The sequence below is a fragment of the Pseudomonas sp. EA_65y_Pfl1_P113 genome, from assembly GCF_963970525.1.
GTDB classification, from domain to species: Bacteria; Pseudomonadota; Gammaproteobacteria; order Pseudomonadales; family Pseudomonadaceae; genus Aquipseudomonas; species Aquipseudomonas tritici.
The window spans coordinates 1-23,590 of sequence record NZ_CAXAQM010000028.1; the positions used below are offsets into that span (position 1 = coordinate 1).

Annotated in this window: 26 protein-coding genes, 1 tRNA gene and 1 pseudogene; 13 read left to right on the forward strand and 15 right to left on the reverse strand. The window is 57.4% G+C overall.

The genetic code is table 11. The features are described 5' to 3' along the window. Positions 1–372: 372 nt before the first annotated feature. From AACY52_RS21505 to AACY52_RS21550, 10 genes are all read left to right on the forward strand, one after another. Positions 373–1,299: a sigma 54-interacting transcriptional regulator gene (locus AACY52_RS21505; RefSeq protein WP_339419603.1), complete on the forward strand. Its 927-nt coding sequence runs from the start codon at positions 373–375 to the stop codon at positions 1,297–1,299. Between the two features lie 180 nt (positions 1,300–1,479). Next, positions 1,480–1,683 (forward strand): hypothetical protein, encoded by a 204-nt coding sequence (locus tag AACY52_RS21510; protein WP_339419605.1) that lies wholly within the window; start codon positions 1,480–1,482, stop codon positions 1,681–1,683. Between the two features lie 112 nt (positions 1,684–1,795). Beyond that, entirely contained in the window at positions 1,796–2,158 is a 363-nt protein-coding gene (locus AACY52_RS21515) for a type III secretion apparatus protein RspB (protein WP_339419606.1), read from the forward strand. Positions 2,159–2,164: 6 nt separating this feature from the next. Beyond that, a complete protein-coding gene (gene sctJ, locus AACY52_RS21520; protein ID WP_339427190.1) occupies positions 2,165–2,986 on the forward strand; it encodes a type III secretion system inner membrane ring lipoprotein SctJ in 822 nt (273 codons plus the stop codon). Further along, on the forward strand, positions 2,979–3,536 hold the full coding sequence (locus AACY52_RS21525) for a type III secretion protein (RefSeq protein WP_339427191.1): 558 nt from the start codon (positions 2,979–2,981) through the stop codon (positions 3,534–3,536). Before sctJ ends, AACY52_RS21525 begins: the two co-directional genes overlap by 8 nt. Next, a complete protein-coding gene (sctL, locus tag AACY52_RS21530; RefSeq protein ID WP_339427192.1) occupies positions 3,536–4,123 on the forward strand; it encodes a type III secretion system stator protein SctL in 588 nt (195 codons plus the stop codon). The genes AACY52_RS21525 and sctL overlap by 1 nt, the downstream gene beginning before the upstream one ends. A gap of 94 nt (positions 4,124–4,217) precedes the next feature. Continuing rightward, positions 4,218–4,436, forward strand: a complete 219-nt coding sequence (locus AACY52_RS21535; protein ID WP_339419611.1) for a hypothetical protein — start codon at positions 4,218–4,220, stop codon at positions 4,434–4,436. Between the two features lie 408 nt (positions 4,437–4,844). Beyond that, on the forward strand, positions 4,845–6,980 hold the full coding sequence (sctC, locus tag AACY52_RS21540; protein WP_339419613.1) for a type III secretion system outer membrane ring subunit SctC: 2,136 nt from the start codon (positions 4,845–4,847) through the stop codon (positions 6,978–6,980). Next, positions 6,977–7,180: an HrpT family type III secretion system protein gene (gene hrpT, locus AACY52_RS21545; RefSeq protein WP_339419615.1), complete on the forward strand. Its 204-nt coding sequence runs from the start codon at positions 6,977–6,979 to the stop codon at positions 7,178–7,180. Before sctC ends, hrpT begins: the two co-directional genes overlap by 4 nt. 11 nt (positions 7,181–7,191) lie before the next feature. Continuing rightward, entirely contained in the window at positions 7,192–7,530 is a 339-nt protein-coding gene (locus tag AACY52_RS21550; protein WP_339419617.1) for a transcriptional regulator, read from the forward strand. Here the strand turns inward: AACY52_RS21550 and sctU are convergent, their stop codons facing one another. The 11 genes from sctU to sctW are packed head-to-tail and all read right to left on the reverse strand — an operon-like array spanning position 7,531 to position 17,668. Then, entirely contained in the window at positions 7,531–8,628 is a 1,098-nt protein-coding gene (gene sctU / locus AACY52_RS21555; RefSeq protein ID WP_339419618.1) for a type III secretion system export apparatus subunit SctU, read from the reverse strand. Continuing rightward, on the reverse strand, positions 8,625–9,413 hold the full coding sequence (gene sctT, locus AACY52_RS21560; protein WP_339427194.1) for a type III secretion system export apparatus subunit SctT: 789 nt from the start codon (positions 9,411–9,413) through the stop codon (positions 8,625–8,627). Before sctT ends, sctU begins: the two co-directional genes overlap by 4 nt. Positions 9,414–9,423: 10 nt before the next feature. Then, positions 9,424–9,687, reverse strand: a complete 264-nt coding sequence (sctS, locus tag AACY52_RS21565) for a type III secretion system export apparatus subunit SctS (protein ID WP_339419621.1) — start codon at positions 9,685–9,687, stop codon at positions 9,424–9,426. 7 nt (positions 9,688–9,694) lie between these two features. Beyond that, positions 9,695–10,348 (reverse strand): type III secretion system export apparatus subunit SctR, encoded by a 654-nt coding sequence (gene sctR, locus AACY52_RS21570; RefSeq protein ID WP_339419623.1) that lies wholly within the window; start codon positions 10,346–10,348, stop codon positions 9,695–9,697. After that, positions 10,345–11,358 carry a FliM/FliN family flagellar motor switch protein gene (locus AACY52_RS21575; protein WP_339419625.1) on the reverse strand — a complete coding sequence of 338 codons (1,014 nt, stop codon included), beginning with the start codon at positions 11,356–11,358 and terminating at the stop codon, positions 10,345–10,347. The genes sctR and AACY52_RS21575 overlap by 4 nt, the downstream gene beginning before the upstream one ends. Further along, complete coding sequence (locus tag AACY52_RS21580) at positions 11,355–11,813, reverse strand: type III secretion system HrpP C-terminal domain-containing protein (protein ID WP_339419627.1); 459 nt, start codon at positions 11,811–11,813, stop codon at positions 11,355–11,357. Before AACY52_RS21580 ends, AACY52_RS21575 begins: the two co-directional genes overlap by 4 nt. Beyond that, complete coding sequence (locus tag AACY52_RS21585) at positions 11,810–12,238, reverse strand: YscO family type III secretion system apparatus protein (protein ID WP_065879669.1); 429 nt, start codon at positions 12,236–12,238, stop codon at positions 11,810–11,812. Before AACY52_RS21585 ends, AACY52_RS21580 begins: the two co-directional genes overlap by 4 nt. Then, the gene (locus AACY52_RS21590; protein WP_339560768.1) at positions 12,225–13,583 is read right to left on the reverse strand and encodes a FliI/YscN family ATPase; all 1,359 of its coding nucleotides are present in this window, start codon (positions 13,581–13,583) and stop codon (positions 12,225–12,227) included. Before AACY52_RS21590 ends, AACY52_RS21585 begins: the two co-directional genes overlap by 14 nt. Continuing rightward, positions 13,580–14,479, reverse strand: a complete 900-nt coding sequence (locus AACY52_RS21595) for an FHA domain-containing protein (RefSeq protein WP_339419632.1) — start codon at positions 14,477–14,479, stop codon at positions 13,580–13,582. The genes AACY52_RS21590 and AACY52_RS21595 overlap by 4 nt, the downstream gene beginning before the upstream one ends. Before the next feature lie 34 nt (positions 14,480–14,513). Then, on the reverse strand, positions 14,514–16,607 hold the full coding sequence (sctV, locus tag AACY52_RS21600; RefSeq protein ID WP_339419634.1) for a type III secretion system export apparatus subunit SctV: 2,094 nt from the start codon (positions 16,605–16,607) through the stop codon (positions 14,514–14,516). Next, positions 16,604–17,668, reverse strand: coding sequence for a type III secretion system gatekeeper subunit SctW (sctW, locus tag AACY52_RS21605; RefSeq protein ID WP_339419636.1), 1,065 nt, complete (start codon positions 17,666–17,668; stop codon positions 16,604–16,606). The genes sctV and sctW overlap by 4 nt, the downstream gene beginning before the upstream one ends. A gap of 262 nt (positions 17,669–17,930) precedes the next feature. Here sctW and AACY52_RS21610 point away from each other — a divergent pair, with 262 nt between their 5' ends. The 3 genes from AACY52_RS21610 (at position 17,931) to AACY52_RS21620 (ending at position 20,139) form a co-directional block, all read left to right on the forward strand. After that, a complete protein-coding gene (locus tag AACY52_RS21610; protein WP_339427196.1) occupies positions 17,931–18,482 on the forward strand; it encodes an RNA polymerase sigma factor in 552 nt (183 codons plus the stop codon). Between the two features lie 191 nt (positions 18,483–18,673). Continuing rightward, positions 18,674–18,750, forward strand: a tRNA-Met gene (locus AACY52_RS21615). A 165-nt stretch (positions 18,751–18,915) separates the two neighbouring features. Next, positions 18,916–20,139 (forward strand): tyrosine-type recombinase/integrase, encoded by a 1,224-nt coding sequence (locus tag AACY52_RS21620; RefSeq protein WP_339419639.1) that lies wholly within the window; start codon positions 18,916–18,918, stop codon positions 20,137–20,139. A gap of 139 nt (positions 20,140–20,278) precedes the next feature. On the opposite strand, the pseudogene AACY52_RS21625 reads toward AACY52_RS21620, so the two are convergent. The 4 genes and pseudogenes from AACY52_RS21625 to AACY52_RS21640 form a co-directional block, all read right to left on the reverse strand. Further along, positions 20,279–20,536, reverse strand: a pseudogene (locus AACY52_RS21625) (hypothetical protein); the annotation flags it as partial. Continuing rightward, positions 20,533–21,513 (reverse strand): integrase domain-containing protein, encoded by a 981-nt coding sequence (locus AACY52_RS21630; RefSeq protein WP_339419641.1) that lies wholly within the window; start codon positions 21,511–21,513, stop codon positions 20,533–20,535. The pseudogene AACY52_RS21625 and the gene AACY52_RS21630, both read right to left, overlap by 4 nt. After that, positions 21,497–21,850, reverse strand: a complete 354-nt coding sequence (locus AACY52_RS21635; protein WP_339419643.1) for a hypothetical protein — start codon at positions 21,848–21,850, stop codon at positions 21,497–21,499. The genes AACY52_RS21630 and AACY52_RS21635 overlap by 17 nt, the downstream gene beginning before the upstream one ends. After that, a complete protein-coding gene (locus AACY52_RS21640; protein WP_339419645.1) occupies positions 21,837–23,243 on the reverse strand; it encodes a YfjI family protein in 1,407 nt (468 codons plus the stop codon). Before AACY52_RS21640 ends, AACY52_RS21635 begins: the two co-directional genes overlap by 14 nt. Between the last annotated feature and the right edge of the window lie 347 nt (positions 23,244–23,590).

The following is a 23,590-nucleotide window of genomic DNA, read 5'->3' on the forward strand; positions in this document are numbered from 1 at the left end:
CTTGATCATTTTTACGACTTGCAGCTTGAAGCTGTCGTCGAATGTCCTGCGTTTGCCAGTCATGAAAAACTCCTCGATAGATGCATTCTCCACCTATCGAGGTGTCCGGGGAAATTAGACCACTACACCGCACCTTTTACCGAAAAAAACCGCTCGCACCAAAGCTATTCCTTATTATTTTAAGACTTCTCTTACACCCATTTTTTATAAACAAGCCAATAGAACCTTGATAGTTTTTAACACCCACTGCTTAAGCCTTAAACATGATGTTATGCACTGACGGGATCATGACATCAGAAAAAAATCCTGTTTAACTGAGTGCACATGGAGATATACCCACATAAAGCAGCCACCACACTGGAGCAAAACGCTATGTCGACGCTCAGTCAGAATAGGCTTATAACAGATATATCTTTTTCTGATTGCCCGAGTATCGAAACCACGGTAAATAGCACAGCGGCTCTCGATGTAGATATTCTGCTACTGGGAGAAACAGGTACTGGTAAAGATACCTTGGCGCACCATATACACCACCTCTCCCGCCGCAAAGGAAACTTCGTCGCGGTCAACTGTGCTGCCATTCCGGAAAGCCTTGCCGAAAGCCAGCTATTCGGCGTAAACAGTGGCGCCTACACGGGCGCCATGCAATCTCGGGCTGGCTTCATTGAAGCGGCCCATCTGGGCACCTTATACCTAGATGAAATCGACAGCATGCCGCTGACGCTGCAAGCAAAACTTTTACGCGTATTGGAATCCCGTGGGGTGGAACGTTTAGGCTCTACCCGATTCATCCCAGTAGACATGCGCGTGATTGCATCAGCCCAACACGCCCTGCACGACATGGTCGAGCAAGGTACCTTCCGTCGCGACCTATACTTTCGCTTGAATGTCGTAGGTATCCACCTCCCAACGTTGCGGGATCAGCCAGGGCGGATCATACCTATGTTCCTTGAGATGATTGAGCAGGAGGCTGATCACTTCAAATGCCATCCCCCTCCCCCTCCCAGTAACCAGCTGTTACAGCAGTTGCTGTGCCACTCCTGGAGAGGCAATGTCCGCGAGCTACGCTCCACGGCGAAGCGCTTCGTACTCGGCCTGCCACCGCTCTCTACTACAGTGATGATCCGCCAGGAACTAGACATGAGCCTGAAGACACGCTTGCATCAGATGGAGAAGTCGCTGATTGAGGAGTCGCTTCGTCAAAACAGCCACTGTGTCGACAGTGTGGCGAATGAGCTGGGTGTTGCCAAAAGAACGCTCTACCACCGAATGAAGCATCTAGGCGTATCACTGAACTGAGAATGCCTTGAACGTGCGCCGGGCAAAAAGTAGCACATTTTTTGAAACATACCTTCCAGTGCCGCAGGGAACGCATACATCTCTTGAACCACATAAATAGTGGAACAGCATTGCGGTGATAACCCCGTCTTAAAGTATCGCTGAATCCAGTAAAACTAACGTTATACAAGGAGAAACAACATGGCTATTCCTGGCAGCTCATCCTTTTCACCTTATTCGGGCGGTTTCGGCAATAACAGCAGCATGTCTGCTCAAGATGCCGACGCAGGCCTTGAAGCCTCAGAAGCAAAAAAACGGGCGGATGGCGTAAAAAACGCATTCAAAGCGGCAGAAAATGCTAATACCAGCGGTATCAAATCAGCCGTTGACGCCCTGCGCTTGTAATTAAACGATAGCACCTTGGCCTTTCCGACATACCTCTGCGGAGAGGCCATCAAGTGAACTTTGCTATTCCCACTAAACACTGCAAATCTATACCACTCAGCGGCGGGGCTCCATGATGATAAACGTTATAAATCCTGCTGAAATCAGACTGTCTGGTGTCTCCAGAACAGACGACGTGCACGCCTCAAGTACAGATGTGAACTTTTTCAACTCGGCCTTGACTCCCTCTTCATTCCCGAACATGGCGGTCAGTCATTTCAATCCACCCACCCTGTTTGCCGACGCCGCCGACACGCTAACTTCCGTCACTGATCGCATGACCAAGAGTTTGCGCGCACTCAGCGGCACAAACAAACTCGACGAGGCTAGAAAATATCCAAGTCAGCTTTCCGACGCCTTGCTACTGACGCACCTGTTGACGAAGAGCGTCGGCAAGACGGCCCAATGTATCGATAAAATCAGCAACCTCCAGTAGGTTAAAATGAACCGCCCGCTATATATCGCATTCATCCTGTTTTTCTCATTCCTATTGAATGCCTGCAGTGAACGTGTCGAGCTTCATCGCCAACTCACTGAACAGGAGGCCAATGAAGTCGTAGCAGAACTGGCAGACAAACATATTCGCGCCACGAAAGTCCCCGAAAAAGATGGCGTCATTGTGGTTGTCAATGCATCCGACATGGCGCGTGCCGTACGAACACTCGAGGCCGTCGGGCTCCCTCGAGCAGCACGCGCTACGCTGGGCGACACCTTTCGTAAAGAAGGCGTGATTTCAACGCCGCTGGAAGAAAGAGCCCGCTACATCTACGCATTATCCCAAGAGTTGGAAACAACTTTATCGAACATTGACGGCGTTGTCGTAGCCCGCGTACATGTGGTATTGCCGGAGCGTGTTGCTCCGGGGGAGCCGGTACAACCCGCCTCCGCCTCCGTGTTCATTAAACATGACCCGCGGCTTGACCCGGACAAAATCAGGGCGCGTGTTCGCAGGATGGTTGCAAGTAGCATTCCGGGTATGGCCGTAGCAGTCGACAACCCGCAAAAACTGACAGTCGTCTTCGTGCCCGCGACAGCTTATCTGGACCCACAGCGGCTGGCCTACTTTGGGCCGTTTCTGGTTCCTGGAGATGACATCTTTTTTTGGCAAACCCTAGTGACTGTCACGCTGCTTGCCATAGTGCTTTTGATATCGGCAGGCGTGTTCTGGCATAAGCGAACCCAACAAGTCCTGCACGACTCTGTATTACCGGCTCAAACACATGGGCCATCCCATGACCTGCCGGCGCATTCAAACAATGAGTAATCTTGTATGGGCCCAATGGTGGGCAGCCCCATGGTTACATGCGCATGAAGACTGGAAAACGATAAAAAAATACGCCGCGCTTGTGGAGCTTCATCGCAGTCGGCAGGTAGTCACGGGTACACATTACGGCGTTGCCCCCTGCCTGCCTCCAGTACCTGACCCCACAGTACTTCAATTGGCAGTTGCTTCAATGAAACAACTGGATCTGGGCCTCGCCCTGATCGACGGCATCTACCGTCCTACCTACGCAACGGCACTGGATAAGCACCATCACCAGTGGTGTAACAGTCTGTCCAAAGCGTTGCCCGTTGATATCCTGCAGCCCAATAACGATCCGTTGCAATTACTACGCGTCTGGATCAGCCCTGCTACCTGGCAACGAATCAGGCTGCGCTTTCCTCGCCGACGCGTCCTTGACCTGGAAGAAAAAACACTGACGCTCAACGGCTCTCATAGCCGTCTCGATACCCTCTGGCATGCGGTGGTATGGCGGATGGGCACGAACGGCAACAGTGACGCTTTTGATTCATGGGAACAGGGAGATCAATGATGTTATGCCGACGCAAAATCGACTCGCTTGGCGCAACACCTCCCGTCCCGGGAAGCCTGGTCTCGTGCGAAGCACTCGCAAGTTACACCCTGGCCGGTGACGTGGTGGAACAGGCGAAGGCAGCGGCTAGGCAATTACTTCGAGAGGCACACGAACAACGTGAAGCCTTGCTCGAAAAAGCCGGCCTGGAAATATGGCAGCGTGTGAATACCCAACTTCAACGTTGGGAAGTCGAGCGTCAGGCGTTATGTGACAGCCTCGAACGACACGCTACGTCGATTGCCAACCAGGCTATCTATTTGCTCCTTGAAGAAACGCCCGCCCCACACCGCATTGCCGCCCTTATCAAGCAACTGGTGGCATGCCACGTTCCCGCAATCAAAGCAACACTGGTGTGCAACCCACATGAACTTGAGACTGTAAGGCGATGCCTGGACAGCGGCGGTAATAATCACTGGACGCTGCGCGCAGAAAATTCGATCGAACCGCAAATGCTCCTATTGAATACCGAAGAGGGCGACTTCCGCATTGACTGGATCTCCATGGTCAACACCCTCATGAAAAATGATGACGGCCCTTTGAAATAAGACGAATGAATACATTTCATGAAATAAAACCCGAGTCCCATGGAACCAATTTGAAATATTTACCAAAAAGGGATGTACGCCTAGAGGAAATCCCATGAATTATTTCGACGGTTTTAAAAGCAAACTCTTAAGTGATGCACGCCACGTTAAACGAGACCTCACTTACGCACTAGAAAACAACTCCGGGTCTGCGGAAGATATGGAATTTTTTTTCGACCTCATCACTCACCATCGCAAATCTGAATATGCACTGAACGAGCAGACCCGCGTGCAGTTCATGCTACTCAAATCCGGCCTGGACAGCGCACAGTAAATTGGAAGCGTTACTTGCCGAGTATTTGAGTCGTGGCACTGGGGAATTCAGATTATTCGAGAATGATGACGAAGTTGTCCTGCGTCTCTGTTCGACCACTCTGTTGCTAAGCGTCCAATTGACCCAATCCCCCCCCAATAAATCAACGCTGATGACCTGGATGCGACTCGGAGCGGTCAGCCTGGCACATTTTCGGGGTGCTCTCGCTCAGTCTCCAGTGAGGGGTGACCTCTGGCTGATTCATTGCGTGCACGACAGACACGACGCACAGCATCTGCAGCGCTGTATCGAGTCCCTGCTCAACCAACGCGATACCTGGCGCGCCACTGTCGCGCGCCTGAACAAGCCGGTCCATCCGTTCAAACCTACGTCGCTACGCTCGTTGCAGCACTAGATAGGGAAGCTTTTATGTATAACAATCTCCTCAAGCGCAGCAGCTTGCGCCTCAACCCGCCTGAAATTCCTTGCAAACGGCCTGACTGGCGATGCCTGGTCGCATTTGCCTGCTTGCTGGCCCCGGTGCACAACAGCCTTGCCGCCATCCCCGCCGAATGGAAAAACACCGCCTACGCCTATGAAGCTGAACACAAACCCTTACGGGAAGTGCTCGAAGACTTCGCCCAGACCTTCGGCACGCAACTGCAAATCGAGGGCCTGCTCGAAGGCGACGTCAACGGCAAGATCCGCGCGAATACCCCGCAATCGATGCTGGACAGGCTGGGCGTCGAGCACCGTTTTCAGTGGTACCTCTACAACAACACCCTCTTCATCAGTACGCTGGACCAGCAGGAGTCCGCGCGCCTGGAAGTCTCCTCAGAAACGATTGCCGACCTCAAGCAGGCGCTGACCGATATCGGATTGCTCGACAGCCGTTTCGGTTGGGGCGAGTTGCCGGAAGACGGTGTGGTACTCGTCTCCGGCCCCAAGCGCTATATCGATCAGATCAAGCAGTTCAGCAGTCAGCGCCGCTCGCCGGATGAGAAGCAGAGCGTGCTGAGTTACCCGCTGAAGTTTGCCAGTGCGGCAGACCGTCACGTGGATTATCGCGGTGAGAAGCTCATCGTACCTGGCGTCGCCACTATTCTGCGGGGGCTGCTGGAACCACGTTCTGCCTCTGCGCTCACTGGACTGAGCCGGCGCCCGACGTCCCAGCCTGCCCCGCTCACCCCTAACGTCCCTCGGCTGGGCAACCCATTGCTAGGCCAAATGCTCGGTGCAAATGGCAATAGCGGGCAGTTCGACGCAGCCCCCGCATTGACCCCGCGCGCGCCGGTCTCCAACAGCCGGATACGCGTCGAAGCCGACCTGCGCAACAACGCGGTGCTGATCTATGACTTGCCGGAACGCCAGGCCATGTACCGTGAGTTGATCACGCAACTTGACGTCGCGCGCAAGCTGATCGAAATCGATGCGATCATTCTGGATATCGAGCGCACGCAGTTGCGCGAATTCGGGGTGACCTGGGGCTTCCAGAACAGTCGTTTCCGGGGTGGCGCGAACATGGCACCCGGTACCTCGTCGCAGTTATCGATCGAGAACCGTGATCGCTTCTACGCAGATATCCGCGCGCTGGAAGCCAAAGGGCTGGCAACCATGGTCTCAAACCCCTCGGTGCTCACCCTAGAAAACCAACCTGCGGTGATTGACTTCAACCGCACCCAATACCTGACCCCCGGCAGCGAATACGCAACTATCTTACCGGTCACCGTGGGCACCAGCTTTCAGGTCGTGCCCAGGGTCACCACCAGCCGCGGCGTTCACCAAATCCATTTGGCAGTGGATATTGAGGATGGCAATTTCGACGAGACCAACCCCGACCCCAATCACTTGGATGTGCGCCGGGGCAAGGTCAGCACACAAGCTGTGATGGAAGAAAAACGTTCGCTGGTGGTCGGCGGTTTCCACGTCACTGAAAGTTCTGACAGGCAAAAAAAGATCCCCCTGCTGGGGGATATTCCACTGTTGGGCAAGGCGCTGTTTTCCTCGACCGAACGCCAGAATAATCGGCGTGAGCGCTTGTTTATCCTCACACCACGCGTCATCGGCGACCAGGACGACCCGTCACGCTACTTGCCGCAAGCCGACCAGGGCGAGTTACAAGCCGCTCTCACACCACTGGCCAGGCGCTATTCCCCTCATGAGCCGGTGATCAAACGCAGTGACATCATCAGCACCCTGGCACGCCTCGTTAGCGGGGAGGTGCCCAAGGCGTTCAACCCGGCACCGATGCCTCTGGGGCTGAACACCTTGTGCAGCACCCGAGACTTGCTGGCATTGAATACCGAACGCAGCCAGTGGTACGCCGGACCGGAATACAACGTGGCGGTCGTGGTGTTGCGCAACCAGTTCAAGCGCAATGTGCGTATCGATGAAAAGGAATGCAGCAACTCGCAGACCCTCGGGGTCACCGTGTGGCCACGCGCCTGGCTCAAGCCAGGTGAAGAAGCCGAGGTATTTATCGCCATGCGCCCCGCGTTGAAGGATGAACATGTCAGTGTGCCCCGTCCGTCCTTGATCACTTCCGATAAAAAGGCTACGCCATGAAACTCAGACTTTTGTGCATGACCCTGATCGGCGCAGCGCTGCTCATCACCGGCTGTACGCCCACCTGCAAAGGTGATTCGTGCTCACGCCCGCAATCGACCAAGGACAAGATGGTGATCTGGTGGCCGCCGCAGATGCGCGTCGAACCTGGCCCCGCCGGTGAGCGGGCGGATTACCAGACTGTGTCGCTGGAACGATGAGGACCCAAGAAATGCCCGACGACAAACGCCAGGTATTTCTGGACAACCTGGTGAGCGGCGCTGCTGCTCACTTGTCACTCGCGCCCGGTATCAAGGTGTGCTCACTGCCCGCCGGAAATCGCCCAGGGCTGGCCCTGCAAGTCGCTCGCGAAACGTTGCAGCCCGGGCAATTGCAGCGAGCGTTGGAGCGACGTTTTGAACAGGCGGTGGCGTTCGATGGCTGTTTTATCTACCTCGACGCCAAAGGCCATTTGGTGATCTGGCATGCATTGCCGGCAACGAACAGCACCCTCGACAGGGTCCTCAGCCGGATGCTGTCGCTGGCCAATCTGCAAGCCTTGGACAGATGATTAACGCTGCTCGAGTTCCGGCAGTTCCAGAGTTTCGCGCTTGGCTTCATCATCGAGTTCGCGCAAGGTGCGGTAAATCAGCGCCACAGCCTGCAAGGTTTCGCGGGGAATGCTGGCTCCCAGTTTTTTCGTGTAGAGCGTGCGGGCCAGCCACACACACTGGATTACCGGCACATCGGCCGCCTTGGCGCGCCGGATCAATTTGCGCGCTTCGCCATCTGTGCCCTTGCTCACCAGCAGGGGCAGCGCCGTTTTACCGGGCCGGTAGTAAAGGGCCACGGCAAAGTGAGTCGGGTTGACCACCAGCATATCGGCCTCTTCCAGCTTGGGCAGCTTGACCTTGGGTTCTTCCTGAGCCATCTGATGCGCCAGTGCACGTCGCTGCCCTTTTACGTGAGGGTCACCTTCCATGTCCTTGTACTCTTTGACGACCTCCACTTGGGTCATGCGCATGCGCTTGGCAAAGAAGTGCTTGACCATTACCAGGTCGATAAGCGCCAGCACCAGCAGCACGCCGAGGCAGGCATGCAGCAGGTGACGAAACAGCGCAATCAACGCCAGGATATAACTTTGCAAATCCGTGTTGGCCAAGTTAATCAGCGTGCCCAATGAGGGCCGGATCACCACATACAAAATCAAAGCAATAAGAAATGCTTTCGCAACGCTCATCAATAGGTTCATCAATTGCTGGGCTGAGAACATTTGCTTGATTTGGCTGATCGGGTTGAGGCGGTTGAAATCCAGCTTCAGGGTCTCCGGAGCGAACAGCAACCCGAACTGCATCCAACTGCTGATGAGCTTGGCGGCAATCGCAACCCCGACCATCAACAGGGCGAATGAGAAAAACACCACCAAACCCTCGGACAGCACCTCTTCCAGTGCTCGCGCAAAGGGCTGCGTCAGGCGTGACATCGGCAAGATCATCAATTGCTGGAAGCGTTGCAGGCTGGTCTCGGCGGTGAACAAGGCAATCTCACTGATGGCGGTCAGCACCAGTAACTTTGCGACATCCTGGCTTTGGGCAACCTGGCCTTTCTTGCGTTGGTCACGCAGTTTTTTGGCTGAGGCAGGGTGTTTTTTTTCGCCGGAATCACTCATGGGGTGGCGACCTTTATCAAGAGACCGAGTGAGTGTTTCAAGTCGCCCAGCAGGCTCATGCGCCCGACGATCAGGTCCTGCAGCAGTGCAAAGTACAGCAACAAAATACCGATACCTGCCAGGCATTTGACCGGTGGCGCAAGCGTGCTCACTTGTAACTGTTGGCTGTAGACCCCCAGCAGCGCGATACCAAACTCCAGCAACAGCAGTACCGCAATAAAAGGCGCTGCGTAGAGCATCATGTGTGTAAAGGTATCGCCCAGCAGATCGACAAACAGGCTCATTCCATTCGCCGCCGGTAGCGGGAACCACACCGTGGGAGGCCAGATCAGGTAGCTGTCCCAGATCACCTGGGTCAGCGCGCCCAACCCCAGGGTGGTCATCAGAAGAAAAATGGCCAATTGCTTGAACAAATGCCCCATCGGGGTGGCATCCGGCCCCAACGAAGGGTTGAGCTGGCCACCGGCCAAGGCTCCGCGCTGGTTATCCAGCAACGCTCCCACTGCCTCGAACATCCAGAACGGCATCGACAGCAGCACCCCCAGCAACAATCCCAGGGCAATTTCCTTGAGCACCAGCCCACCGAGTATGAGCGCCGAATAGTCGTGCCCCTCCAGCGCCGCGTGAATACCCGGCGCGGGCAGCAGCGCCAGGACCATCACAATAGTGCCGCGGAGCCTGCCGCGAATATGTTGAAAACAGAACGCTGCCACCAGAATGGCGCAGGGATAAATACGCGCCATGCCGATGAGCAAGCTGGGCAGATACTCCAGGTACAGCAGCACAGGCGCTACCTCAGTTCAGGGCCGAGCGGCCGATCATGTCGAAGGCCAGATTGATCAGTTGGATCAACTCCACGCCGATCCAGCGCCCGGTCATGATCAAGGTGATACCCACCGCCACTAATTTGATACCGAAGGGCAGCGTCTGGTCCTGTATCTGCATCAGCGCCTGTACCAGCGATGTCAACACACCCACCACCACCGCCACAATCAACGGCGGTGCCGTCAGTACGACCACCAGCAGCATGCCCTGCTTGAACAACACAATCGGTTCCATAAGCCCCTCAGAGATAGGAAAGGAACAGGCTGTCGAGCAGACGCGACCAACCGGACACCATCACGAACAACAACAGTTTGAGCGGCAGGGAAATAGTCATCGGCGAAACCATTTGCATACCCAGCGCCAGCAGCAGGTTGGAGACAATAAGATCGATGACGATAAAGGGGATGTAGATCAAAAAGCCGATCTCGAACCCCGCCTGCAGTTGCGACAGGACAAACGCCGGGATCAACAGGATCAGGTCCTCGCGTTGTACCTCTTGGGCCATTTTCGCCGGCCAAAGGCGTGCGGTATTTTCCAGCAGATGAGTCAGCACATCCGGGTCCACGTTGCGCAGCATGAAGGCACTCAACGGTTGGATGGCCTCACGCCCTGTCTGCAGAAACAATTGCACGTTGGACGTGTCCAGGGGGGAAACCTTGAGGCGCTCGGCGATCGCGTAGCCAACCGGCGCCATGATGAACAGGGTGGCCGCCAACGCTATGCCATTGATGGCCATGCTCGGCGGCACTTGCTGCACACCGATGGCATTGCGGGTGATCATCAACACAATGACAATCTTCAAGAACGATGTGCAGATGATCAACAGCATCGGCATCAACGACAACGCAGCAACGAATATCGCCAGGATGAGGGGGTCTACCCCCTGAAATGTCATTGACCGAACATCACGCGGGACAACTGCAAGCCCAGGCGGCCGTCAATTTCCACCAACTGCCCCTGACCTATAGGCCGGTCCCCGTAATAGAGGCCAGCCATGCCCGGCGCGTAACCGGCAATACCCAAAACCGCGCCGGGCGAGAGGTTGCGTAACTCACCCAGGGTAAGGTTCAGCGTGCCGCAGCGTACGTTCAGCGCCATGCTCAGCTCATCGAACGGTTCGTGGCCGAATACATCCATGACGGGTGCATCCTCCTCTTCCCCTGAGTAGTGGGGGGCTATGAAATCCTCGTCCACAGACGTGTCCTCAATTGAAGTTAGGGTCAGGCGCAACGGTCCAGTGTCATCGTCGATACAACCGCGCAGTCGCTGGGTACCAACCTGTAAATAGCCACTGCCCTGGGCTAGAAAAAAGATCTGTTCAAGCACCAGCACATCACCGGGCCTCAGGCTGCGTGCCTGCGCGATCGGTAACTGCAGACGTCCAACGGTCACCGCAATGGCCAATCGAAACGAGGCGGGCATCGGCACCGCCGTAGCACGCCATGGCCCGGCATCGCACAACGCCAGGAAGCTCAAGGCGCTCAGCCACACATACCCCTCGACCCGAGATTTCCCCAGGGTCACACTGAGTCGGCAGCCAAACGCTGTGGGTCGATCGATCTCCAGCAATCGCACAAAGCCGAACAGCGCTCTCACCTGAGGACTCAGGTGATGCTGGAACACCGCCCAGAACCACGAATCCGGATCATTACCGGACGGGGCCAGCGTCACCGGGCATTCACCCAGCAGGCTAAGCAACGGTCCTGCCTCGGCGAGCGCCAGCACACCACACACGGTTTCAAAGCACACAGCCTCGCCACCCGCGGGCGCACGTCCAGGCTCAAGCCGCAACTGACCGCCCTGCCCCGCCACCTCAAACGCCAGGAACAGCCCACGTCCCAGTCGACGCCGGGCGGCAACCGTATCGCCGTTGACCAAAGGGAGTGTCAGCAGCGGCACCATCATGCGAAGCCGACATTGGCCATTAACACGCTGGCTGGCCGCCCCAGCATTTGCGTAAACCGGCCCTCAACCTGTTGCCGCACGCCGCTGAGCCAACGCGCAGTAGCCTCTTCCTCCGCGTCCAGGTCGATACTCCAAGCACCCTGCTCGCGACGCACACTGGCGTTGATCCGCCCCAGGCGAGGCAGGTACAACACTGCCTGAAGCGGCCACTGCGAAGCGGCCTGCAGACGAGGTGCCAGTTGTTCGGCAAGCGCCTCGATCATGGCTGCACCCTCCACGCCCTTCGTTCCCGACAGAGAAGTTCCCGCACCCGAGCCGTCACCGTCATCGGCCCAAAACTGGGCGAATAACCGCGTCAACTCCGCGGGCACTACGCCTGCAATTCCCGACTCTCGCGCCTCGCGTGTTTCCCGCAGCTGCGGGCGTTCTGCGGGTTTATCTGAAACCTGGGTCATATCGGCTCCTGCGCCAGTAAAAGGGATAACTCCTGAAGTTTTTCCACCTGCCGCAGGCATTCCGTGACCTGTTTCTGGGCACTGCCAACGCGGGTCTGCTTTTCTTCCCGCTGGCCCCGCAAGGCTTCCAACTGCCCCATGTCTCGTCGGGTGCTGGCCGACAAGGAGCGCTCCTGGGTTCCCCAGGATTTCAGGGCCTGCAGGGTCAGTACCTGCCCCTGGTGCTGGCTGAGTAACTGAGCACTTTGCAGGGCCTCCTCCTGCCGGGTTTGCTCAAGCGCATCCTGGGCCTGCTGGATATGCGCGAGCAGAGCCTGCTGGGCTCGCTTGGCCTCACGCAAGGCACGTTCGGCCCGGTCTGCCCGGTGCCGACGCAGGCGCCGCAACGTCTCGACTTCACCGAGCAACACATCAGAAAGGGACATAGGCCGTCAGCTCCTTGAGTTGCGCCAGCGTCCCCTCCATCGGTGCAGGCTCACGCAAGTCCTGGCGCAAGAAATTGTCGACCGCCTGGCGACTGTCCACCGCCAGATCAGTCAAGGCATCGCTGCCAGGTTGGTATTCACCTAGCTTGAGCATCAGTTCGATTTGCTGATAGGCCGACAACAAACGCCGCAACGCCGTACCCGCCTGGATATCCGCAGCCTCGGCGACGTTACTCAAGATCCGCGACAGGCTCGCCAGCACATCCACTGCGGGGTAGTGCCCGCGCTCGGCCAACTTGCGGGACAGCACGATATGACCGTCGAGCAGCGAGCGAACCTCATCAGCCACCGGGTCGTTCATGGAGTCTTGCTCGATCAACACGGTATAGATCGCCGTGATCACCCCTTCACGCGTCAACCCGGCGCGCTCCACCAGCCGCGGCAACAGGCTGTACACCGAAGGCGGCAGGCCGCCACGACCGAGGGGCTCGCCGGCGGCCAGGCCAATTTCGCGCTGGGCCCTGGCGAATCGGGTCAGGGAGTCGATCAGCAGCAACACGCGAAGCCCCTTGCGCCGATACCCTTCAGCCAATGCAGTCGCCGTGAAGGCCGCACGGGCGCGCTCCATGCTGGAACGATCGGACGTGGCACACACCAGTACTGCTTTGGAACGCAGTTGCTCATCGAGCTCATGATCGAGGAACTCACGCAGCTCCCGACCCCGCTCGCCGATCAGACCGAACACGATGACATCGCACTCAACGTTACGGGCGATCTCGGCCAACAGGGTGGTCTTGCCGCAGCCCGCCCCCGCGAACAGACCCACGCGCTGACCCTCGCCCAGCGTCAGCAGGCCATCGATAGAGCGCACCCCGGTGGCCAGCGCGCGGTTGATCCGCGGGCGCTCGGTGGGCAACGGCGCCTCACACAACACCGCACTCGTGTCCGGCAAGTCGGCCTCGACAAACGCACTGGGGCCTTCTCCCGTGATCGGCCGCCCGAAACCATCCAGCACCTGGCCCAGCAATGCGTCGCTGACCTGGACCCGATGCGCTACACCAAGACGCTCCACGCCAGCGCCCACCCGCACCCCTTCCAGGTTGCCCAAGGCACTGAGCACGGCATCTTGCTGATCAAAACCAATGATCTCGGCCAACATGTAGTCGCCAGGTTTTTTCTCCACCCGACACAAATCACCGATATGCGCCTGAGGCAGCCGGCACTGCAGCAACATGCCATTGACTCGCTGAATGCGACCTCGCATCGTCACAGGCGCAAAAGTGGCCAACGACTGGGCCTGGCGCTGCTGCCAGGCGTCGAGGCGTGCTTGCAGTTCCGCGCTCACCAGCGCACCTCATAACGCTGCACGCCATCGAAGACCACCTTGCTGTTGTCGATCAACACTAGGCGCAGGCCGTCCACCTCATCCCCGACAAAAAGTCGACTGCCCTCCTCCAGGACCACATGACCATTGGGCCCACCTACGATCTGTACGATCTTGAACGGCAACGTCCCATCGCGTACGCGCACACGGCTGATCACCGGCACCGCGCTGTCGAACTGCGCGCCAAAGCGGCTGAGCATGCGCGCGACCAGGTCCACTTCATCCTGTGAGACGTCCCCACTGAGCGCGACCTGCCCATTGATCACTTGCAAACCGACTCGCTGGCTCAATTCCCGTTCGCGGAGCATCTTCAACAACTGCTGGCGTACCTCAAACGGTGAGGCCAGTTCCTGTTTCTGCACCACAGGCGGCATCAAGGAAGCCATGGCCTCGGGCTTCCCGGTGGACGCCATGCCCACCACAACAAAGATGACCGTCACCACCAGCACCAGCGTAATCAGACGCTTCTGCTGCGAATGCGAGATGGCCGATAACTTAAGCGCCCGTGCAGGCTCATTGACCCGTGGCGACGCTGTCGCTACGGGGGCGGGCGCCTGGGGCCAGGGTTCATCGGCCAAGGTCACACACAGCCGCACACTGCCGACCAAAAACGTGACGTTGAGCGCCAGGCGTGCGATCTGTGACAACATCTGACCATCGGCATCCTGCAAAAGCCCCGCTTCAGCCTGCACCGACCAGTTCGAGTCGATGAGTCGCAGCCGCGCATGCTGCTCGGCGATGCCCGGGTCGTTCAGCACCAAGTCAGCATCGGCGTGTGCACCGATGCTCCACTGCTCCCCAAACAATGGCAACGCAGCGCCTTGATGCAGCCCATCAAGCACTCGCAGCTCGAACATCACCGAGCCCTCCGTGCTGAACCCAGACCAACCTTCATGCCACCGCACCGCGCATCAATTCATCCTGGCCCAGGTCGAAACGACCCAGTACTTTGACCTTGGACGTGCTGCTCAGCTCGGCAAAGGACAGCACCGGCACGTGGTTGAATTCTTCCAGCAACAAGGTCCGCAGGGGGCTGCGCAAATCCTGCGCCACCAACATCACGCTCTTGAGTTTCGGGCGCACCGAGAAGGCTTGGTTGAGCAGCCCGACCAACGCCGCGCTATGTTCGTCGTCGAGTGCGAAGAACACCCCGGTCTGCGTCTGGCGTAGCGCTTCACGCAGGATGTTTTCGGTCTGCGGCGACAGCAACCAGGCATGCAGACCGTCGGCTTCGCTGTACTGATGGTAGATCTGTGCCTTGAGCGCAATGCGCGCGTAGTCGGCCAGCGCGTCCGGCTCACGTTCATGCTGGCCGTACTCGATCAGTGACTCGACAATCAGTCGTACAGCCCGCAACGGCACACCTTCGCTGGCCAAGCGTTGCAACACCGCTGAAAAACGCGACAGCGGCATGATCCGCTGCAGCTCCTGAACCAATTCCGGCTGGTTGTGCTCCAGCCAACTAAGGATCGACTTGCTCTCCTGAATCCCCAGGAACTGGGGCCCGCTGAGCATCATTGCCTGCTTCATGCGCTCAACGATCAGGCTCGCCGCGGTGAAGCGTTCCACCTGTGGATCATCGAGCAGCGGATCATTCGGCGCCAGCCAGACCCAATGCTGTTCATCGCGATCTGCCAAACCCGGTATCGCGTGTGCAGGCTCGACCGTCAGCGCCTTACGCTCAACCGCCACATGAGTGACCACCGAGGCCTTGACCATCGGTACCTCATGCACACAAAAGCGCATTTCATCATCGGCGAGCGAATCATCGAGCTCCACCTCGAACGGTGGCAGTGTCAAGCCGATATTGGCGACCAGTGCGTTCCGGGCCTGGCGAATCGAGTGGACAAGATCCGTCACCTCAGGCGTCCCTCGCAGCACCGGAGAGAACTGCAACAGGTATGGCCTTGACGGATCAAACCCACGCAAGTCCTCACGACCGTTCTCTTCGGGACGCACCGCTTCTGCGGCTTCAGCTTCGGGTTGCTCCTGCCGTTGACGCTGGCGCATCAGGTAGTACCCCAAGCTACCGGTTATCGTCGCGATAAGGATAAACACCCCGGTAGGCATGCCGGGTACTGCGGCAAATGCAAGCATCCCCACCGAGGCGATCATCCAACTCTTGGGTTCGCTGGTCATTTGCCGGGCAATTTCGGCGCCCATGTTGCTGGCACCCTTGCGTCCGTCCGGTGCCACACGGGTAATGATCATGCCGGCGGTGAGAGAAATCAGCAGCGCCGGAATCTGCGCAATCAGGCCGTCGCCGATGGTCAGCACCGAATACAGTGCCATTGAATCCGCAGCACTCAAACCATGTTGGAACATGCCCGTGGAGAAGCCACCCAACAGGTTGACCACAACGATAATCAAGCCCGCGATGGCATCACCCTTGACGAACTTCATGGCCCCGTCCATAGCCCCGAACAATTGACTCTCGCGCGACAACTGCTCGCGTTTGTCCCGAGCCTGCATGCCGTCAATCAGGCCAGCACGCAGGTCGCTGTCGATGGACATCTGCTTGCCGGGCATCGCATCCAGGCTGAACCGCGCCGCCACTTCGGCCACCCGCTCCGAGCCCTTGGTGATCACCAGGAAGTTGACCAGGGTCAGGATCAGGAAGATCACCATCCCCACGGCCAGGTTGCCGCCGACCACAAAATTGCCGAAGGCTTCGACGATGTCACCGGCGTCTTGCTCCAGCAGGATCAGGCGCGTGGTCGCGATCGATAGCGCCAGGCGAAACATGGTGGTCAACAGCAGAATCGACGGGAACGAAGAGAACGCCAGGGGGCCCGGCAGGTACAGTGCCAACACGATCAGCAGGCACGAGATGCAGATGTTGAGCGCGATCAGAATGTCCACCAACCAGGTGGGCAACGGCACGATAAAAATGAAGACGATGGCCAGCACCACCACAGCGCCCAGCACTTCGGCGCGCTGCGCAACCTTGAGCAAAAAGCGGTTGATGGCCGAAATTGCCGTCACGCCATGGCCCCCAGTTCACTCGGAAAACGTGCAGGGCCACGCGCGAGCCGATCCAATTCCCCCATCACCGCCAGGAAGCCACGAAGGGTTTCTTCACGCACTCGACTGTCGAGCCATAACGCTAAGGGCAATTGCTGGACCAAGGGGTAAAGGGCATTGAGCGCCACCAATTGCTGGGCATTCGGACCACCCGCCAGTTCATCGCCGATCCGTAGAATCTCAGCAGCGGTGATACCAGTACCGGCGAAACTCAGCATGCGCTGCAGCAAGCTCACTGCGTCGTGATTGATGCCCAGGCGCTGGAGCAGCGCATGACAACCCGCCAGCACCCCGCTCAACTGCCCACAGCTTTGCAGGCCCAGTAACAACGTGCGCAACAGCGGTGTCGGCATTGACGACACCTTGGCCGCGATATCGTCCGCCAGCGCTTTGCGCATCACGTTGAGCCCGTCGGCAAACCGTTCGCCGCCGTACACGCCGAGCAACGCCTGCATCATCGTCGACAACGATTGGCGCGTGACCACACTGGCGTAGTAGAGCGTACGCAGCGCCTGGCGCTCCTGCGGATCGACACTGGCCGCCTGCAGTGCCACGGCGATGTTCAGGCCGGCCTGAATCTCCCCTTTGAAGCGGACCTGCAGCTTGGCCATGGCATCACGCGCCAATGCCGCCTCGGACGGTCGCACGTCAGTGTCTGCCTGGGCCGCCACATATTTGAGCACGACAAACGCGCGCGCGGGGTCGCCTTCGGAAAGCTTCAGCAATTCTCCAACGTCTGCCCGCTGCCGTAGCGCTTCCCTGACCAGCAAAGAAATCATCGCCAGGGTCTTCTTGGCCGGATGACCTAGCTGACGATAAAGCTCCGCCATATGCTCGATCGGAGGCACGTGCACGCTCATCTTCCGCTGACTCAAGGGCTGGCTATTGTTTTCCACTTCCAGGTTGAACAGGTAGGCGAGCTCATCCACGCCATTGACGGGCGCAGGCGTAGAGGCCTGGATGACAGCAGGTTGATCCAGAGGACGGACCGTTTGCACATCGGGGGAGGATTCGACTTTCATGGACAGACCTGAACAGGAAGAGTGTTTCCCTGTGTGGCAAGGCCTGCTCAAACGGTTCCATCCAGCCGGATCCAGCGACACATTTGAAAAGACTTGCACAGATCTTCAGAGCTCTGCGCAAGGCATTGCACAAAAACGCGTTATTTCAAAATATTTATCTATATAAATTAATGAGTTAGCAAAGATTTTTTCTTGGCACAGCCAGTGCAAAAGGGGTTCCCGTCGACACACTTTCGACGGCGTCTACCCCAAGGAAACAATCATGAATATCCCTATTGAAGCTTTAGCGCACCTCGTTGGCAGCTCGCCTCAATTCATGCTTCACCTGACAGACGATCAGCAAAAAAAACTGCGGCGCTTCATTCACAAGCGCGTCCTCAACCCGGAAGATGCAGACGACCTTCTGCAATTGACGTACCTGGAAGCCTGGCGCAACCGAGAGCGTTTCAGCGGCAATGCCACACTCAGTACCTGGATGTGTGGTATCGCGCAGAACCTTATCCGCAATCACTTCAGGCGCCTGTACGCCAAGCCTGTGCATTGCGAATTTGATGAGTCGCTGTGGCATGGCCAGGAAGACAACCACAACCTGGATTGGGAGTTTGAGGTGAACCGTCGCCTGGAAAAAACCCTGAGCGCCATCGACCACTTGCCGCTGGAAATGCGCAAGACGCTATACGCCTCACTGGAAACCGACGGCAGCTACCAGGACACAGCCGACGCACTGGACATTCCTATCGGCACTGTTCGCTCGCGCCTTTCAAGGGCGCGTGAACAGCTTAAACGCGCCACTCACAACTCGCAGCTTCCTTAAAGCCATACCACGCGTTGGGCGGCAGGGATATCTGCCCAACGCGATCAGGCTTTTTTGGGACTCGACAGGGTGAATCACGAACCACTCGTCGCCAGATCCGGTGATTTCGCTTAAACAGTTGAAAGCGTAGATAAAAATTCAAAATAAATGCTTGACGCATTTCCGTTCTACGCGAATAATGCGCGCCACTTGGCTACATAGCTCAGTTGGTTAGAGCATAGCATTCATAATGCTGGGGTCCGGGGTTCAAGTCCCTGTGTAGCCACCAAGTACCGATCCATAGATGTCTACAGCAGTCTATGAATCACCTCAAGAAGCCCGCCTCGTGCGGGCTTTCTTGTATCTGGACGTCCAAGCCGATCCACCTACATCCTTCACATCCTGTATGCCCCCATGTATGCTTCAATAAAAATTGAACTGGAGGCATACACGGATGAAACGCAGCGATATTAAACGCCGTCCTCTCTCCGATACCGCACTAGTCAATCTCGCTCCCGAAGCGGGGGCCTACCGTGAGCTAGACGGCTCGGGGCTGTATTTCAGAGTAAAGCCTAACGGGCAGAAATCGTGGGAGTTGCGCTATAAGAAACCCGACGGCAAATGGTCGTGGCTCGGGCTTGGCGGTTACCCAGAAGTCAGCGGCGCCCTTGCTCGGCAAAAAGCTGCCGAATTGAGATCGGATGCAGCAGACGGCAAAAATCCGATAGCCGCCAAGAAAGCTAGAAAAGCTGCGGAGGTAGCAGCAACAAACGAAACCTTTGAAGCCTTGGCTCGTGAATGGCATACGTCTCGCTTGGGTGGCTGGGATGTCGGCACAGCGAAAAGAGTACTTGGAGCCTTGGAACGCCACGTGTTCCCTCTTGTAGGAAAACGTCCTTATGTCTCCATCATGTCGATGGAATGGATGGAGCTTTTGAGAGGGCTCGAACGTCAGGGAATCCTGGAGCAGATGAGTCGCGTGAGGGCTTACTGCAAAGACATCTACGACCTGGCTCGCGTAACCGGCAGGGCGATGAACAACCCCTTAGAGGGGGTTCATAAGTTTCTGTCATCGGGAAAGGTCGAGAACTACGCCCATGTCTCCCTGGAAGAACTTCCCGCACTGCTCAGAGCAATACGATCATACCCACACGCCAAGGATGTTCAGCTTGGCCTCCAACTGCTTACTCTCATGGCTGTCCGCCCCAGCGAGCTTCGAGAGGCATGCTGGGCTGAGTTCGACTTTGACAAACGGCTTTGGACCGTCCCCGTTGAACGCAAAGGCCGTAAAAAAGGGCGTGAACACCTTGTACCACTCTGCAAGCAGACACTAAGCGCTCTTAATGAGCTACGAAAAATCACGGGAGCGTACCCATTGCTGTTCCCTGGTCGAAGCGATCGAACCAAGCCTCGCAGCGATACCGTTTTTCTGATGGCGCTAAGGCGCCTTGGTTACGAAGGACGACAGACTGGACATGGCTTCCGTCATATTGCAAGCACCGTACTCAACGAGCATGGTTTTCCAGCGGACCACATTGAAGCCCAGCTCAGTCACAAGCCGCCAGGTGTCCGAGGAATCTATAACAAGGCTCAGTATCTGGAGCAACGTACGGCAATGATGCAGTGGTACGCCGATCATCTTGACGGGCTGGAAACAGGAAATATCAGAGCCGTATAAACTACGGCCTCTTAGCTTCTTGCCCAGCGAAGAATGTCCGCAGAGCGTCCTGATAGGCTTAGCTTGAAGTCGACCATTTAAGTTGCGTGACGCCACAGCTTGGTGAGCACTTATCCAAATTGAGCCGACAGTCAGCTTTAATACTTACACGACGCCTACGAATTAACCCTGCTGTTAACTCGTAGTAATAGATGGTAGCTGGAGCTGAGCATCGCAAATAGTGCTCCAGAAACCATCTCACGTGCTTCTCTCTCCAGAACCAGGGAGTCGCGCAACCCCAGCGTTCACGAATCACCTCGTGCATCCTTTCTGCTTGCCTGATGTGCCGCTGCTGCGTGGCATGTGCACCTTTGAGCACGGGGCGCAGGAACAACGCTATGTCGAACTCGGCCGTCATCGCCGGCCTCCGATGTAGGCACTCACCACATCGATGCGGTTATGTCCCAACTCGTGGCTGATCTGCTGTCGTGCACGCTGATCAAGCTCTCGATCTTCTCGATGAACAAGACCGCCATTGACGGGTGTATTCAAGCCGGTCAGTTGCTCATAACGCTCACAGGCGTAAGCCGCCCGCAGCTCATGAAAGCCTTTCAATCCATGTTCATGCAGGAGGTCCCGTGCCGGTCGCACAACTGACTGCATAAACACCTTGTAGCTCTCGTTGGGGGCCAACAGGTTCCGACTGCCACTGGGTGAAGCCTCCCAGGCCCTATCCAAGGCGCCACGAATTTGATCAGTAACCGCGATCCAACGCGGTGCTGACGCGCCTGATCGACCGCCTTTGGTGCCGTCCTGGATGTTGATCTTGTCCAGTTGCCTGGCCTCACGTTGCAGTCGGGGCAGGTCCGCCAAGATCGCTTCACGCAGGCGCATACCAGTCTCCCGGGCCAGATGCACAATTGCGGCCACACGTTGCTGACCTCGCTCTGACAGTACGAGTGCGATCAACTCGATCTGAGCACGATCTTGGCCTTGCGGTGCCTCACTACGCACGCTTGAGCGCTGCATACCCAGCGCCTTGCTCGGACTGGGGATTTTGACGTACTGATCACCGCGCAGCGCAGCCATCGTTCGGTTCACGCTGGACAGTCGGTTCTGCGCGGTGGCGATGCCGACGTTGCCCTGGTCAACCTGCTGCCTCATATAGGCGGCGTACCGCATGAGGATCTCGCGGTCGATCTGACGCGCGTCATTGAGCCTCGGCCCTTCCTCGGATCGACACCAATTCACGAAGGCCTGCCACCGATCGCTATGGGCTTTGACGGTAGCAAAATGGCCGTCGCCAAACAGATCTTTCAAGGCTTGCGGTCCGGCATAGCTGAGCTGGCGACCGAAGCCGAAATTTCGCCCCGCTCGCTTACCGACGCGAGCCATTTTTCTGTTCCTGATCGACTGCAGCAAGCTCATGTAGAAGGGCTTGCCAGTGTGCACTCACCATAGCGAACTGGGCCCAATCAGTTGGACGGAAACAAAGCGTGTTGTTGGCGACGTAGAGTTGCGCGCCCTGCTCTTCCAACCATTGGATGATGGCTGTCGTCGAGGCAATAGTTTTGTGGGTAGTGGCGACAGCGGCGACAGCGGCGACAACCCTCGTCCTGCCTGGTTTTGAACGTGGCGACAAAGTGGCGACAGTACCGGCGACAAATCGCACTTTCGGCTCCTTTTGGCGTTGAGCCAGATGGTTGCGTAGCGCTTCATCAAGATTGAACATGGCGCACCTCGAAGGTGTGGCCGTCGGAGATCAACCACTGATGATCAATCAACTCGACCAGCAGCTTTGCGGCATGACGACTGCTCTTGCGGGCAAAGCGGGGACCGTTGCGATTCAATTCACGAATACTGAAACGCTTCCAATCTTTGACCTGTAGCCATCGCAGCAGGCGGTCTGCCTCCTCTTTTACTCGACACACCGGCTCCTGCTCAGTCAGGCGCTGGATCTCGGTGAGGTAGTAGCCGACTAAAGCGGAGGCCCGTTGGATATGGTCGACCTCCACGACGCCGCTCTCCTCCACAACTGCAAGAATGCCGGCGACGCGCAGCAGGTTATCGGCGGCCTTTGATCCGCTGGGCCGTACGCTGGCCAGCTCGCCAAACTCCCCCAACTGAGCTTCGATAGCATCATGCAAATCAATCCAGCGACGACGCGCCAGCGGACTGAGGCTCAGCTTTGACAGCTGCAAGGCTCCGTCAGCGGAAAGTGACCAAGGCTGATAAAACAGGGCCGAAAGGCGGTGATGATAGCGCTTGAGCGCGGCGTCTTTGGACAAGTCGACAGCCTGGTAGCTACGTTGCCCTGCCAGGCTGGAGGGCCAGGTCATCAGGCAGCGCCCTAGAATGCCTTGCCCCTGGAGCAACGGGTCACTGAGTAACTGCATGGCCAAATACGGTTGCAGCATCAGGTGCAGGCTCAGACGTCGGTCATATGCTCGTAGGCTTTCGCCCGCCATGGAGCGAGCACGATCAATCGGGCTACCGTCCCAGAGCGACGACAAGGTCGTGACCGCTTTCAAACGGTTGTCCCGACTCATGGTGCTGCTGCCGAGGAACTGCCCCCCTTCATCACAGAACAGGCCCATGCTCGGCAAGTCATAACAGAGCCCCTTGATCAGGGCCTCGATAGTCGGGTCCGTGGTGATCAGCCGAGGGGCCGAAGGCCCCGCTTCGAGCGGTACACTGTTTGTGGGGGCGGGATCGGCAGGATTGATACGCTGCGCTTGTCGCTGTGCGGCACGGTACCGGGCAAGTTGTTCGCGATAGCGTTGCCACTGCTCACGCTCCCATTGCCGTGCTGGCAGCAATGCAAATCGATCTGTCGCCGTTTTACGATCTCCTGACGCGGCCACCGTGATCAGGTACAGCGACAGGGGATAATTCCTCCCATCGAGCTGTAAGCCTGCATGACCTTGGGTCGCCAGCGCCGAGGTGGCCAAGACCGATTGCGCGGCCAGTGCCTGGGGCACGCCGATGACCTCGGCCATGCGCTCAACCGCAGGCCCAAGAATCCCACCCAGTGCCGGCACCGGATAAGGCTGGGCCACGGAACTCGACTCAATCAACGGTCGAGGAGGTCGTGGTAGTTCAAGCTTCGGATCTAACTGCTGCATGGGCCCTCTCCTCAATCATTGCTGGTTGTCCTCACGTAGTCCCGCCACGGCTGTTGAGTGTTATCAGGGATCAAGGCCCCTGCGGCCTGTGAGGTGTTCACTGACGCGGAACGAACGGCTCCTTACAACCGGGAGCAAGGGCATAAACCCATGAATCTGGCCTCCTTAGACGCATCCGAAGATGCGGGCGGGTGGAGGCTGTGCCGACTGACGAGTTCGGCACCTGGAGATCCTGAGAGGGAGAAGGCAACAACATCGACACCTGGGGCATGCCTGACTGTCAGTCAGGTGCAGCCTTTCCATTGGCTGCGGCACCGGTGCCTGTGTCGTTGCGGATGGCGACGGAT